The 14,854-nt window shown below is 41.0% G+C and carries 11 protein-coding genes; all 11 read left to right on the forward strand.

Going from position 1 to position 14,854, the window contains the following annotated elements:
• Positions 1-144 precede the first annotated feature (144 nt).
• On the forward strand, positions 145-723 hold the full coding sequence (sodB, locus tag V5J35_RS04425; protein WP_354010093.1) for a superoxide dismutase [Fe]: 579 nt from the start codon (positions 145-147) through the stop codon (positions 721-723).
• A gap of 160 nt (positions 724-883) precedes the next feature.
• A complete protein-coding gene (locus tag V5J35_RS04430; RefSeq protein ID WP_354010094.1) occupies positions 884-1,747 on the forward strand; it encodes a TnsA endonuclease N-terminal domain-containing protein in 864 nt (287 codons plus the stop codon).
• A complete protein-coding gene (locus V5J35_RS04435) occupies positions 1,744-4,134 on the forward strand; it encodes a hypothetical protein (RefSeq protein ID WP_354010095.1) in 2,391 nt (796 codons plus the stop codon). Before V5J35_RS04430 ends, V5J35_RS04435 begins: the two co-directional genes overlap by 4 nt.
• Positions 4,127-6,109, forward strand: coding sequence for an ATP-binding protein (locus V5J35_RS04440; protein ID WP_354010096.1), 1,983 nt, complete (start codon positions 4,127-4,129; stop codon positions 6,107-6,109). Before V5J35_RS04435 ends, V5J35_RS04440 begins: the two co-directional genes overlap by 8 nt.
• A 9-nt stretch (positions 6,110-6,118) precedes the next feature.
• Positions 6,119-7,984: a TnsD family Tn7-like transposition protein gene (locus tag V5J35_RS04445; protein ID WP_354010097.1), complete on the forward strand. Its 1,866-nt coding sequence runs from the start codon at positions 6,119-6,121 to the stop codon at positions 7,982-7,984.
• Between the two features lie 283 nt (positions 7,985-8,267).
• Positions 8,268-8,771, forward strand: a complete 504-nt coding sequence (locus V5J35_RS04450; protein ID WP_354010098.1) for a hypothetical protein — start codon at positions 8,268-8,270, stop codon at positions 8,769-8,771.
• A gap of 354 nt (positions 8,772-9,125) precedes the next feature.
• Positions 9,126-10,460, forward strand: a complete 1,335-nt coding sequence (locus tag V5J35_RS04455; RefSeq protein WP_354016273.1) for an MATE family Na+-driven efflux transporter — start codon at positions 9,126-9,128, stop codon at positions 10,458-10,460.
• Positions 10,457-11,458 (forward strand): phytanoyl-CoA dioxygenase family protein, encoded by a 1,002-nt coding sequence (locus V5J35_RS04460; protein WP_354010101.1) that lies wholly within the window; start codon positions 10,457-10,459, stop codon positions 11,456-11,458. The genes V5J35_RS04455 and V5J35_RS04460 overlap by 4 nt, the downstream gene beginning before the upstream one ends.
• A gap of 494 nt (positions 11,459-11,952) precedes the next feature.
• Entirely contained in the window at positions 11,953-12,948 is a 996-nt protein-coding gene (locus V5J35_RS04465; protein ID WP_354010102.1) for a hypothetical protein, read from the forward strand.
• Entirely contained in the window at positions 12,917-13,753 is an 837-nt protein-coding gene (locus tag V5J35_RS04470; protein WP_354010103.1) for a type I-F CRISPR-associated protein Csy2, read from the forward strand. Before V5J35_RS04465 ends, V5J35_RS04470 begins: the two co-directional genes overlap by 32 nt.
• Before the next feature lie 30 nt (positions 13,754-13,783).
• Positions 13,784-14,833: a type I-F CRISPR-associated protein Cas7f/Csy3 gene (locus V5J35_RS04475; protein ID WP_354010104.1), complete on the forward strand. Its 1,050-nt coding sequence runs from the start codon at positions 13,784-13,786 to the stop codon at positions 14,831-14,833.
• Positions 14,834-14,854 lie beyond the last annotated feature (21 nt).

Here is a 14,854-nt window from a genome sequence, read left to right on the forward strand (position 1 = left end):
ATATTGTGGAATGAAAGGCTTTTCTTATAAAAACAACCAATTACCTATATGGATTCGTATGAATACTAATGGTAATATCGCTTCTGCGAAACACCAGATCAAAAATTGATTCTTTTTTATACAAAACCACGTGGAGAGATTAACATGGCTTTTGAATTGCCTGCACTGCCATACGCCCGTGATGCTCTGGTTCCTCATATCTCCGAGGAAACTCTGGACTATCACTATGGCAAGCATCACAACACCTACGTTGTGAAACTCAATGGCCTGGTTGAAGGTACCGAACTGGAAAGCAAGACCCTTGAAGAGATCATCAAGACTTCAGAAGGCGGCATCTTCAATAACGCAGCACAAACCTGGAATCACACCTTCTACTGGAACTGCATGAGCCCTAATGGTGGTGGTCAACCAGCCGGTGAACTGGCTGAAGCCATTAACAAAGCCTTTGGTTCCTTTGATGAGTTTGTTGCCAAATTCACTGATATGGCCGTTAACAACTTTGGCTCTTCCTGGACCTGGCTGGTAAAAAATGCTGATGGTTCTGTTGAAATCGTAAACACCAGTAACGCCGCCACCCCTCTGACCACAGACCAGAAGCCTCTGTTAACCTGTGATCTGTGGGAACATGCCTACTATATTGATTACCGTAATGTTCGCCCTGATTATCTGAAGGCTTTCTGGGCGCTGGTAAACTGGGAGTTTGCTCAGGCTAATTATGCTTGATCAACAGAGCCTTGACTGATACACAATTAAGTTGGCAATTAGCACAAATTAGTTGGAAATTAGCACAATTTGTAGGCAATTCCGACATTTAAGTTGGCAATCAGGCTTAATTTTTGACCTATACTGTCTGGTATGTAAGTGCCAGACAGTATCCTCAATTATGCCTTCAAAGAATATAAAACACTCCCCTTATTCCAGATCAGAGAAGCTATTTGTAAAATGGCTAGAAAAAGAGCTGCGTGGGACAGGCTCAGGTGCAAGTTACATACGAGGCTTAAACATTAATGAAGTTCCATCATCCGGCAAAGGTAACCGGAAACGCAGTGTTCCAAGTGTTACTGTATTAGGCAGGCTCATCCATTTGATGTCTGACCTTGAATACAAAGTGTTCAGATTTTTTGATCTTTCCAAAAACGTATTTGACATCCGCGAGCAGTTCCCACTTGATAGAGAAGTTACCTTATCCATCGCTGAAAAACTTAAGATAGGCCACCCGTCTGTAACCGACTACAACACCAAGGAAAAGATTGCCAACTGGATGACAACTGACTTATTAGTTGATTATCTTGATAATGAAGGTAATAAAAAACAGTTGGCCGTATATATAAAGCCTGCTAAAGACTTAAAATCATCACGCAACCTTCAAAAACTGATTATTGAATATGTATACTGGCAGCTTAAGGGTGTTAGGTTTTGTATCATAACAGATAACTCATTTTCTAAAGAAGTCTCTAGAAATCTTGAGTTTTCAGGTTCATTTTATGATAAACAAAAACTCATCGACGAAATGATTCCAAATCTCAGCGTAATTGAGAAACACATAGCTTCTGAAATAATCGCCACTTGCAGTAGGATAGATTTAATCTGCGAAAGCATAGACCATAAACTGGACATTCCTCCGGGTGATTCCTTAAGAGCTTTTTACTATATGATTGGAACGAGAAAAATAGATGTAGAACTAAGCAAAGTTTCCGTTGGACCGTTAACTCACTCATCCTTCCTTCAAAAATCATTCCTATCATGAATCAATCCACACATCTGATTTTTGAGTCTTGCCTGATCATCAAAAACCAAAAACAAGAGTCAAAGATTGAACTTAAAGACAAAACAATTTACCGAATACTCTTTTTTGATGATGAAAAAGAAGTCGTAATTTTGATTCACATCTTCAACAATAGCCTTCCGTTCGCAATATCATATAGTGAATTCAACCAAAAGCTTGAAAGCAGTTACTATTCTGTATATACAGAAAAAGACCCTTTCGATGAAACAGTAGACTTAACAATTCGCAAAACAGACTCAACTGAAACAGCCAACCTTAAGCTCAAGAAAAAAAATATAATTAACCAGAGATGGCTAAAAATACAAAAACATGTACATAATGAACCAAATATCTTTTATAGCAATTTCAGATCAACGATTATAGAAAAAGAAAGAAGAATTTCAAAAAATGATAAAGAATATACATCACAATACATATTCTACAATGATGAAAATGGAATAACATGTAAGTGCGAGCTCAAATACTTTTTAAAATACCTGAAACTCTACTGGAAAAGAGGAAAATGCGAGTCGGCTCTTATCGATGATTATAAGAATTGTGGAACAACTCCACCCGATCTTGAAAACCCAGGAAGAAGACGCGGCCCACCCTATAAGGAAGATCCATGTAGGACAATAGGACGCGCGCCTGAAAAAATCGACCACCTTATTTTTGAGCAATTTATTAGAGATGAATTAATAAAGAATAAAAACACTATTGAAGAAACATACGAAGCAATAAAGCGATCAATTTATTACTCCAACCCCGAAAAATTCGAATCATCTCAACATAAAGCTTTATCAATTTCAAAGAAAGATATTGAGACACTTAAAAAAGGACCTCTTTCACAACGACAATTTGAAGGTTATTATTACAAGCACTATTCACTAGAACAGAGGGAAAAAAATCGTATAAGTGCACGGACTTATGACTTGGAAAGATCACCTAAAACGGGCTCCCAGATAGCCCTCTACCCTGGTCATTTGTTTGAAATAGACGCAACAGTATTAGATTACTACATTGTTTCTCATTTCTATCCATATAATCTCATAGGACAGCCAACACTATATTTAATCATTGATGTTTATTCTAGATTTATTATCGCTTGGAATTTATGTTTAGGAAGACCATCCGGAGCTAATGCTTTAAGAACTCTTGTAAACATGGCGACTGACAAATCCGAATTACTAAATAGAATTGGATATGTAAAGCCATCCAAATGTAATAAAAATGACATATTCACCATACAAGGAATTCCTAAAGGATTAATTATCGATCAAGCTGAATTGAGAAAAAATATACCCACGCACTTCCAAAAAACATTTGGTGTACAAATAATTCAAACACCAGCTAAAAAACCAAAATGGAAAGGCACTATAGAAAAACGGTTTGACATACTTCAAAGATGGAACAAAATATATGACCCTTCCTACGGCAACTACCCAAAAAAGAAATATGGAGACCCTGATGTACGATTAGAAGCTGTTAGGTTTTTCGATGAAATGAATATAGAGGTAGCAGACGCAATCTTTGAACATAATTATAAACCAATTGACAACCCAAAACTGCTTAATACTTCAATACTAGAATCCGGTATTTCAACCGCTCCCGTTGAGCTGTTTAATCATGGAATAGCAAAAGTCGGAGGCTCAATAAAATCCTTTAGCAGAGACAAAATATTACGAAACCTACTGAAGCCAGGAGTAGCTACAAAAACGCTTCAAGGAATAAAATACAATGGCTTATTTTATTTACCCGAAATGGATGACGTTGATCTCTTCCTGTCTTCATCCAAAACCACACAATACAGAAAAGCGGCATTAAACAACAAGTTAAATATTCTTGAACATGAACAAATAGTTGATCAAATCTATATGCCTTTAGATGGTTATGATGATCCTGTTGTGTGCAATCTCTTGGATAGTTGCAATTTTCAAGTACAAAGCGACCTACCTGAAGGGATAGATATTAGTGACAAAAACTCAATCAAAGGCCTGTCATGGTATGAGTACAATGACATTAAAAATGAGTACAGGAAAACCAAAATAGTGGCTAATGAAAATTATCAAGAAATAAAATTTGAAATCAATGAACGCCGAAAGCAAAGACTAGAAGCTGCTAAAAAAAGAACAGACCAACTTACTGCAAACATGTCTAATAATGAATTTCTTGCTGGCGCGAATGAAAGAAAAAAACAGATCAAAGAACTACATGACAAAGAAGATGCGACTGAGGTTAAAAAAGCTTATCAATCGGTAGATGAGACTGAGCAACAAGATAAAATCGATGACCAGTATTCTGATGACGACATAGATTTTTCTGACCTCATCGGTGAAATCGATGATGAAATGGAGAATGACGATGAGTAGTGATAACAACCACACCGACAGAAGAGAGGATGACCAGCGAGTTTTCTTCAATGCTGTAAAATCTGGAAAAATAGCCCCACCTATATTTTTCAAATTCTCAAAATCTGGAAAAAAAGCACTGATAGCTCAATATACAGATTACAGAAAAATAAGCCCCTACAGCACCTCAATTTTTGCTCAGGCCCTTCCGCCAGTTCTATCTAATGACGACTTTATACGGTATGCAAATTTTTTTCCTGATCCTTTTGATGAGAGTGTTAAATCACTAAACTACGATGAAAAGCATGTCAGAATACAATCAATCTCAAAACTATTCAGAGTTACGAATAAAAGCCTTGAGGTCTTTCGATCAATTAGTACCGCTATTAGAGATAGCTACACAGATAAAGTGCACGATGGTGAAATCCAAAATTCACGAGGTGGCTTAACTGTCTATGGAATAAGTAGTCAGGGTAAAACTTTTTCAACAAACTTTAGTCTGTCTTATTTTCCCCAAATCATTATACATTTAGATCCTCCCTCCCAAGCTGATAGCACAACTAAAACCAAACTATCTGAATCAAAAGAGAACATTACCCCATCAAACCCTTCACAGGAAACCGCTAAAGACAGCCCCATATCCTGCGAATGGAATGATGGCTCATCCGCTTATCGATGCGGCAATGCAGCCAACCCAGACTCGGAATATGTCATCCAAGTCACATGGTTAAAGGTCATCTGCCCATCAACGGGTGGGCCAATCAGTCTTTGCAACAATATATTAGCGGCTGTAGATTCACTTCTTGGTACTCATTATGCCGATAGATTTAAAAGGAGCCTGGGCTACAGAACTGAGCTGGATGTAAAAGTCTACATCAACCGCGTAAAACAGATGATTAAAGATATTCACCTTGGAATATTGGTCATAGATGAAATACAGTTTTTAGCTCACAGCGAGTTAAAGCAACAACTGGCGGATTTTTTAGTTGAACTGAGTGATGAGATTGGCATACCTATTTGTCTCATTGGCACTCTGGAGGTTATTGCTGCTTTCAACAAACTATCCTTCTCCTTCAAGTCAAAACTTACAAAATATGGTGACACCTACTTTGAACCCTTTCAGCCAGAAAACCAAAAAGCACCTCCTGAGTATAAAGCGTTGATTAGGTTTTTATTTAAGCGTTATCAAATAGGAAAACATCCTGTAAGCATTGAAGAATTTGATGCGCAAGAAAAAGCCGTCAGTTCAGCAAACAAAAATTCTAAAGTGTCATCGATAACCGACACTTTTTATCACGAAACCGGAGGCATAACTCAATATACAATTTATCTGTTTATTTTCCTTCAGCAGCACATCAACTTACTTGAGGGTCAGGCTGAGAGGGCTGCAAACAAAAGTAATAGTAAATCTCCAAAGCCCATAAAAACAACCCAGGCTTTAATTTCAAAAACAGCCAAGCAGTCCTTCCAGATCAACAGGGAATATATTGATGCAATCATTAGTGGCAACAAGAAAGAGTTACAAAAAAAGAAAGACATAGATTTCAGAAAGTTCCGTTTAGATGAAGTATCAAAAAAATTTGAACCGGACGTAGACATCAACAAAGCTCAAGAACAATATGAAAAAAATATCGAAATCCCATCTAAATTAAAATCCACCCTAATGAGCTTCGACGCACCAGAAGATATAGCCGACAAAGCCATTAAAGCCGTCATGGATACCTACAACAGCGAGACCGAGAGCGAGAGCGAATTTGAGCTTATTGCAAAAGCTATCGAACTTTGTAAAAAACTCACCAAAAAACCAAACAAACCTGTACAGCTATCCCCAGACATCGATCGAGCCGATATTGATCTGAGCAAGCTAAAAGATGAGTTAACAGCAATTCGCGCTTTCTGTGATGAGCAAAAAGAAAATAAATCACCGGAAGCTGTCCCAAGCATTCTTCATAAACATGGGTTAGGATTTAATCTTGAGACGGAACTCGATCTATAAAGGGCATGGATGATACTAAAATTCCCACGACCATATCCTGATGAAACATTTTATAGCTGGATCGCTCGTTATCATGAGCGATCGGCAAATTATTTTGCATCAAGTACGCTTGAAAGTATCTATAACTCAAGTACAGGCTGTGCCGTTTACGGCCTTCCGACAGGACTCCAGACTTTCTGCAATCAGCTACAACCATTAATGTCTTACAAGCTTGAAGATATCATTCTCCACCACACATCACTGCCCTACCATTCATCATCTTTACCAAAAAAACGCATACAGGTAGCTTCAGAAAGAATGTCAGAAAATCTAAATTCTGATGTGCAGGGAATTCTGGGAACGCTTGGCTCAAAGGTAAAAGAATTCCGCTATCTTCGATATTGCGAAAACTGCCTTGAGCAGGACATTAAAGACTACGATGAACCTTACTGGCACAGAGTTCACCAATTACCCGGGGTATTAGTCTGCCCGCATCACCACAGCCCTACGTTAAATTCTTTGGTAGATAAACAGCACCTGAAAAGCCCCCTCTATATTAGTGCTGCAACAAGTGCCAAACCTAATGTGTTACAGAAAAAAGTAATCACCGATCCCAGACTGATTAAAATCGCCCAAGAGAGCCATAAGCTGGTCTCTAAATTTCACCGCCCAATCACTTCTGCCCATTACCGGCCAAACCTTATCAGGCTCGGCTTTAATAAAGGTTCTGTGATAAATCAGGCAAAGCTGGAAGATGCGTTCTCTTCTTACTGGGAGGAACCACTCTTACAACACCTTGGAGTGGTTGCCGATTTTAACAGTGAGTTCAGCTGGCTGAAGTTCATGACACGAAGAACCAGAGCCGGTCTTCAGTCTCATCCCTTGGAACATATCCTCTTCAGGCTTTTCCTGAACAAGAAGCGGATAAAACTAAGTACCACGCCAGGCAAATCTGAAGTTCAGGAAAACTATCCATGTCCAAATAAGTTCTGCACAGTCCCCGACGAAAATAGCGCCAAAGTCAAAAGAACTTATAAATACAACAAGTCCGGACCGGTTTATGCTGAAATCCATTGCCCCTGCGGCTTCCGCTTTACCAGTCGGGTTGATGCCAAAAAACTTTATACAAGCAATGTCCTGAGCTTCGGTGATGCCTGGGAGAAGCAGTTTATTGAATATGTAAACGAAGACCACTCAATACACAGGCTTGAACAGCTGATGTCTGTAACCCGTCCTGTTATCAAAAAAAAGGCGATAGAGCTTGGCCTATCCCCAAAATGGCTTTCTCAGGTTAAAAAGAAGAAACCAAGCCTGTTTATGGAGAAAAGAGCCAAACAGCACAAAAAACGCTATCTCAGCTATCGCCAGAAGTACCCAAATGCAACGGATATAGAACTTAGAAAGAAAATCAGCAGCTCTATTAAATTTCTGCTGCGTTACGAACGGGATTGGTTTGACAGCCACAAACCAAAGGCCAAAACACCGCCAAAGAAAACCTTGGTAGACTGGAACAAAAGAGATTCCTACTACCTCAAAGAAGCCCAAAACATTGTTGCAGAACTCCTGAAAGCGCCAGGCAAACCTCAGCGTATAACCCCCTACTTGATCAGCAAAATCATGGGTGAGAACAATATTTTTTCAAAAATTCCTGACAAAATCCCAAAAACCATGACCTATCTGACCAAAGCATGTGACCGGGGTGATTTTATCACCAGAAAATTCCGCTGGGCGGCAAGGCAGCTTTACCAGCAGGGTAAGCCAATAACCCGAAATAATATCCTTCAAAAATCAGCTGTTCGTTATACTGCTTCAGAGATTCATGAAGCTCTGCTGGAAGAACTTATCAGCAATGAAACGACGCATCAGCTCCCGAAAGATGGCTCCCCTTCGTCTTGATCTTCTACCTGATCAGTCCCGACTTCAGCTTACTCTGATAGCTTACGGAAACCTCTGCAGCGTCAACGATCAGCCACATATCTGGTGTCTGTTCTGCGATGAGAAAAAAAAGCTGCATGAGTCACCGCAGCCCTTATCCAAACTTCCCTATTTCACCCTTGGCAGCCATTTCAATAACGCCTTTCTGGTTAACCAGACAAATGCGCCAGCTCTGTACGGCTTTCATATAACCCCCGGGAAAACCAAGACAGGCACTCTTCCACATAAACTTCTGGAAGCCAATTTGGCTGGTTTTAAGGGAAACTATTACGAGCAGCGCTGTATACAAGTACGTAATAAGCAAGTGTTACTGGCAGACATAGCATTGAGAGCCCTGTTCCCCGATCCGGGGTTTGCTGAATTTATATTTGAACCTCTTTCCCAGTCTCTGATCATGCGTCATATCCGACCAGATGGTGATCACCTCTATGTAAAACTGGATAAGATTTACTCTTTTCGTGTTACCACCGCTGCAGTAAGGCAATTCGCCTGGATGGCCATTAGTCCGGAATACCGGAGCTGGCAAAGAGCCGTTGGGCTGTTTGCCGGTGAGGCACTGTCGTCTTCAGATGGACTTCCCTGGACTTACCCGCTGCCAAAGCTCAGCTTGAAAGTCACCTATTCCTCATTGATAACTCCGGGCAAAGCCCTTGTTTACAGAGTGACCCGGGTGCGGCCAGTATTATCCCACCCTTTTAAGGCGGTTACGGTTTACTTTAAAGATAAATCTGAAACCTTCTGGCTCTAACCATTTTAATTAGCTTTAATGAAGACCGGATCCTGTTGACCCCATCAATACTCCACACTTAGTATGGCTGCATTCTATTTTCAGCAAGTTAGTACCAGCAAGAGGGCAAGAAATAACTGTTTCAGGATAAGGAGGGTGAGCCTTTGCGCTCACCCTCTCGTAAACTTGCTGTTGATGCCTTGAAAGTTACATCGCTTTTATTTCCTGTGCTTGAAGACCTTAGTTTTTTTGATCTGTAACTGTTTTTTGGTTAGGGCTTTTAGATAGACTCAAGTAAACGAGATTTAGCTGATTGAAGAATCAAAATATCTAATAGAGCAGCTGTATAAAATATAAGAATGGAATTAAAAACTGATGTTTTCTTTTCAAAAAATAGATTATCGACTTTTCTTTGTATTATTGCTTTCTAATTTTATCCCGGTTATTTACTCAACAGTAAGAGTGTATTTTTTGGGATCCCTTCCTGATACTTGGGGGTATAGCATTGCAGCTCAGGCAGCCTGGTTAAATCTGATCTACGAAGTGATTTCTGAAGGCTTACTATTCTCTCTGTATTTCATACTTGGGCAAGTCATCAGCCAGCCAAAAGCTTTTTCAGAGCGACTGAGCGTGGCGTTAAGGGTTGTTGTAGCAACCTTTGCTTTGTTCTCTGTAAACATACTGCTTTTTGCTGAACCCATTGTGTTATTTATGGGGCAAGGAGGGGAGCAGCTCACGGCTACAGTGAGCTATATCAGATTGGAAAGTCTTGCCTTGTTGCTTTCGTCGGTTTATGCAGTTGCGATGGTGGTACTAGTATTACAAAAGCGTGAGCAACTGATGTATTTGCTCTTGGCTCTTAAGACGGTTCTTATTGTTATTCTTGATAGCCTGTTTGTAAGTCAACTACCAGTGTCTCTTCAGCTGGGCGTGAATGGGGTGGCGTGGACCAATATTGTCGTCAATGGCGTGCTGGTTCTGGCATCAATTATGTGGCTGTCGAGATCGGGTATTTCCATCCGAGCAATTCCTGCATATGGCCAGTTGAACTGGGTAAAGAACTGGATGAAGATCAGTGCTAAATCGGGCTTGGAATCATTGGTCAGGAATCTGGCTTTTATGCTTATGATTCTGAAACTGGTTAATGAAGTTCAACAAGCCGGTGTTTATTGGGTGACTAATCAGTTTATCTGGGGGTGGTTGCTATTGCCTGTTTTGGCTCTGGGTAATCTGATCAAACAAGATGCTGCATGCTGTAACGGAGAAATTGGCTCTCGTTTCAAAGGGTATTGTCAGTTAACTGCGCTCATCGCTTTGGGGTGGGTTCTGACAATGCCCGCCTGGGAGTGGTTTATACGATCAGTTATGGGGGCGCCTCAGGCGAAACAGGTAGCGCAGCTGGCCTTTGTGTTGGTTGTTTTCTACATAGTGTTTGCTTTCAACAATATTCTGGACAGTTACTTTTATGGGATAGGGAGAACGGATTTATTGCTCTATCAATCACTGGTTGTGAGCGGTGTTTATTATAGTGGCGCTTATATTCTATACAGCCTTGGTTATTTTGTTCCAACGCTGGATTCTATCGCCGTCCTTTTCGGAATGGGGATTGTTTTAGATGCAGCGGTTACCGGTTTTATCTTCTGGTATCTTGTAAAGCACAGAAGGCTGGGCAGCATAATGTTTGAGCATTCAAGGGGGGGAGCATTATGATCATCAGTGAAGACTGGAAGTCTGAGTATAAGAAAAATGGTTATTTGATCATCAAAGGCGGAGTTGATACCAGACAAGGAGAGTTCTGTTCCCGCTTGAATCGAACTTTAGAGCTCCAGGCTAAAGCCATCAGAGTTCCAGTCGATGATTATCTCCGAGCTGTATGCAGGTGGGATTCACCCAATGATATCGTGCAGAAATTCGTTAGAGAACTTAAACCAAAAATCCAGCCTCTTATATCATCCATTTTGGATCGGTCGGTTGAAATCGTCAGAGCTTCTGTAATACGTAAACACTACTGGGCAGGAAAAGCTACTCATGGTCATCAAGATGCAGGGTATTGGTTAAAAAATGCTTCACAAGCATATGACATTAGTTCATGGATTGCACTGGAGGATGTTGATGAGTCCAATGGTGCTTTAAAAATCATTCCCGCAAGCCACCTTAGTGGTGCAGAACCTCAGCAGGATTTTTTGTCGAAAGGCTTTGAAGATCCAGCTGATTTCTGGGGTGACAAAAGTTTAACGCTAAGTATGTCCGCTGGGGATATTTTGCTGTTTTCTCCTTATCTTTGGCATGCCTCACACCCATGCAGCAAAGGCCGAACCCGAACCGCTTTTGTGATGAGATGGGCTGGAATCCCCCCTATCTATGAAGCTATCGATACAATAGAGACTGAGCATGATAGTGCCACTGAGTTCGGAATGTCTACATCAGGAAAACTGCTGTCGGACTCTTTAATGATGCTTTTACAAAATAAGGGCTATACCGCCACGGAGAAACGAGAAGATCTGATTTGCCTCGTTCTTAAAAGGAATCTGACCAATATACTACACGATCCTGTCCGTGCAAATTTGGCTTTGAAAAAGCTGTTAATCCTGACTCTTGCAAAGCAAGATCATTATGGGAATGACCTGGGAGCAGGCATATGGGAAGAAATTCGGGATTCTTTTGTTGAGCCATGCAAAGTATTGTTTGGAGAAAAGGGTGATGCATAAAAAACTGTATTTTACATCAGAATTTGCATAACCAGTGCCTTATTCTAAAACGATCGGGAGATAACTTCTATCATGTCCCTGTGTTGAAAGCCTGATGTTGAGGCTACTTTGCTTATGTTCAGATCAATAGACACTCTGGCAGACCTAATCGAAGAAAGTAAAAACTGTCAGGATAAGGATTATAAACCCGATGACGTATTATATCGCTTTGTTAGCGCAAACCGGCCTCCTTATGACATCGGCAACTGCGAAAAGAAGCCACCTGTCTACTGATCAACTTTTCAGCTAAACGTGAAAATGTTGATGACCCTCTCGATCTTGAAGAGGCGAAAGAGCATCTGGAAGAAAATAAGAATCAGCTGATCAAGCGCTTTCTGGCTACTATCAAAGGTTGGCATACCCATAATATTAAATTCCCATTGAGTTTTCTCAGGGGAAATATCCGCTGCATATTGCCTTACGATGATAGCGACCCGTATGTGCATTCTGGCAGTGTGAAATTACAAAAGCGTTTTGGTTACTCCAGGGATGCAGCTTGTATCAAGGCGTCAAAAGCCCTGCTGGGAGAGTTTGTTTACCAAGGTAGGCTAACATCGATGCTGGAGGAAATTCAGCAAGGCAGCTCTCTGGCTGAACAATTTATGGCGCTGCTTTATGAAGCGGAGGAGTCTGCCCGACGCCATCAAGATGAGTCGTCAAAGAAGAAACAGAAAGAAAGAGAATCGGTTGTGGATAAGTTGTATGAAAGTATCCTGTCACTGCCAGCAGAAGAGTTTCCGGACACTGCAACTGATCCGCAGATTTTTGCGTTTACTGATGAAAATGAACCGAACTTACTGCTCTCCCCTGTTACTCATACTGGTATGATGTCTGAGATCAACCTCAGGCTGAAAGAATGTCATTCCTGGCTGAGCACATGGATGGTGACAGGCACTGGCAATGACAGAAACACTTACGGCGATTTAGTGTCTGATTCCGGAGGTTGGCTACGTGTCCTCCGTTCAGTGCCTCCCATTGAAAGAAGGGGGGAGTTTGGCAAGCTGGTCAATCAGTTAGGTTCTACTGGCCATCTATATTCTTTCAGTCGCATCACCACCTTCTTCACAAAATTTTCTACGGCCTATGTTGATGAAGAAACTGGCGAGCAAAAGCGATGGACAAGTTTTAGACAAAATCAGGTACTTGAAAATCAAGCTGAGAAAATAACAGCATCAATTTTTAGCTCATACCGAAAACTGAATTTTTATCTTTCTGTTGGCAGATGCATTCCTAAACGATGCCAGCATGTGATCGACCAGAATGAAGCTCAAGATTATCTGATTGAAAAAGGTGTTAACACAGCAAAAGCCATCAACGTAGTGATCGATGAACTGATGCCTCTGGTTGTATGTCATATAAATTCGCTAATTCCAAGAGATGGATTACCTTTTACAGAGCATCAGCAAGAGGTTATCCGAAATGCCATTATCGGCTACTTCAGACAACATTGAGCTTTATCTGTTAATAAAAAACATGCAGATTAATCGTGCCAATGCTATGCCGTGCCCTTATCTGACGGGTTTGCCATCGATGTACGGGTTGGTTGGAATGGGGCGAAATCTAGTTAATCATGCTCTTCAGGGGTCAGGCCTCCACTTCGAATCAATCGCTTTGTGCATTAGTTCGTTTCATATGTCTGGCAGTCAGAAGAAATATCCCGGTTTCTCTCTACAAGATATGGATAGACATCAGGATGTCAGAGTCATTACTGCGCGAGACAGCTGGTTTGATGCCTCCATACTCGTTCGAGTCACAGTGAAGAATAAAGAGAAAGTCAATACAGTTAGAAGCTGGATCGAAGAGAATAAGCACTTAGATGAACTTTACTCTCTAAAACTGTGCGGCGGTGCTGTCATGTACTCCAGTAGAGAACCGAATATTACCCTGCTGCGAGCAGAAGAAGTTAAGGACGTATGCCAGCACCTTGACGGATATTTTATTGCCGATCGAATTGAACTTTGCCGCTCAGAAAGGCTACCAGAAGAAGATGCTCTGGATACACTGCTGAGGCTCATCCAAAATAGCAAGGAATCTGGGCATGGCTGGCTAACGCCATTAAATGTTGGTTTTATCTCCCTTGGGCAGCCTGAAAGACGGAAGAATACTCGCCAGTTTATTGGGCATAGCTTTGCTGAACCAGTATTAGGGCTAGGTCGTTTATTTTCTGCATGCAGTGTTGCTCGCAGTGTTTGTACTAGTGAACCGTTCTTCTGGAAACCATTTTCTAAGAAATTTGTTGTAGCAGGGTCTATATAGTGAGTGTCACGCCTACTATCTGCGAGGAGTATGATGGCTTTACCAAACCAGTTGCATGCAGACCGATCACTGGTATTCGGTTGTGGCATTGCTGATTCCAAGGACTCAGAAACAGGTAGAATCTGGACACTCCATATCCCGCCTCCCCGTGACGTTAAGGGCCCTCCTAGTGATGCTAAATCCCTCAAAGGCCGAAATGACCAAAATCTGGATACCCCCAATATTTATCAAGGGGAATTTATCAGAAATGAACCCGGGGACACGTTGCGCATCCGGTTTGAAGGCTACATCCATAGAAACGCTTTCAAACCGAAAACGCCAGATAAGCGAATAGCGACCAAAATAAAAAACTTTCTAAATCGCATGCAGCAAAAGGGTGGCTTGAAAGTCATCGCTCGCTTAATGTTTACTAATCTTGTTACTCTGCTGTGGCTCCGAAAAAACAACGAAACTTTTTTATTAAAAAGAAAATTAATATTTGAAACCAACTATTTTAAGCATGAGTTTACTCTGCCTGATTGGCAGGAGGGTAATATAAGCCTTGAGCAAGTAACAGCATCTTCCCCTCAGGCAGTTAATGACTGTATAGAGTTCATCGAGACAAGGTTATATCAATGTAATATTGATCGCTGGTTTCGAGTAACCGCTGAGATATATACGGGCCATCAAATGAATATCTATCCCAGTCAGTTAATGGCGGTCAAACCAAAGACGGACAGCAGTAATTCAAAAGAGAAAGAAGGCCGATTGTTTTTGAAGGGGATAGACAAAGAAACAAGGTGCCGGAATATTCCGCTGTTTGATGAGCGACAAATACTGTATGCACTCTATACTTTTGATACTTGGTATGCTGAAGGTAACAACCTTGACCATATCAATAACAACCCTTCCGGCTTTAATTATGATAAATATAAACACTTTCGTGACTATCAAAAAGGCAACTGTATCTTCAACTATCTGGAAAAACTGTCTAAGTTTACTCTAAGATTGAGGTCTATTGATGACCCTGAAAAAATTCCCGGCGAAATGCTTTATACCGCTACCTGCCTTATTAGAGGCGGCGTTTTTGGCGATAAATAGAACTGAAGTAAGGCTGGATTC

The organism is Endozoicomonas sp. NE40, assembly GCF_040549045.1.
In the GTDB taxonomy this organism is placed as follows: domain Bacteria; phylum Pseudomonadota; class Gammaproteobacteria; order Pseudomonadales; family Endozoicomonadaceae; genus Endozoicomonas_A; species Endozoicomonas_A lisbonensis.

Excerpts from the sequence above, each read along its gene's own strand:
- V5J35_RS04435 (WP_354010095.1), top strand. The coding sequence starts at position 1,744 with ATGAATCAATCCACACATCTGATTTTTGAGTCTTGCCTGATCATCAAA.
- V5J35_RS04445 (WP_354010097.1), top strand. The coding sequence starts at position 6,119 with ATGATACTAAAATTCCCACGACCATATCCTGATGAAACATTTTATAGC.
- V5J35_RS04455 (WP_354016273.1), top strand. The coding sequence starts at position 9,126 with ATGTTTTCTTTTCAAAAAATAGATTATCGACTTTTCTTTGTATTATTG.
- sodB (WP_354010093.1), top strand. The coding sequence starts at position 145 with ATGGCTTTTGAATTGCCTGCACTGCCATACGCCCGTGATGCTCTGGTT.
- V5J35_RS04475 (WP_354010104.1), top strand. The coding sequence starts at position 13,784 with ATGATGGCTTTACCAAACCAGTTGCATGCAGACCGATCACTGGTATTC.
- V5J35_RS04470 (WP_354010103.1), top strand. The coding sequence starts at position 12,917 with ATGCCATTATCGGCTACTTCAGACAACATTGAGCTTTATCTGTTAATA.
- V5J35_RS04460 (WP_354010101.1), top strand. The coding sequence starts at position 10,457 with ATGATCATCAGTGAAGACTGGAAGTCTGAGTATAAGAAAAATGGTTAT.
- V5J35_RS04430 (WP_354010094.1), top strand. The coding sequence starts at position 884 with ATGCCTTCAAAGAATATAAAACACTCCCCTTATTCCAGATCAGAGAAG.
- V5J35_RS04440 (WP_354010096.1), top strand. The coding sequence starts at position 4,127 with ATGAGTAGTGATAACAACCACACCGACAGAAGAGAGGATGACCAGCGA.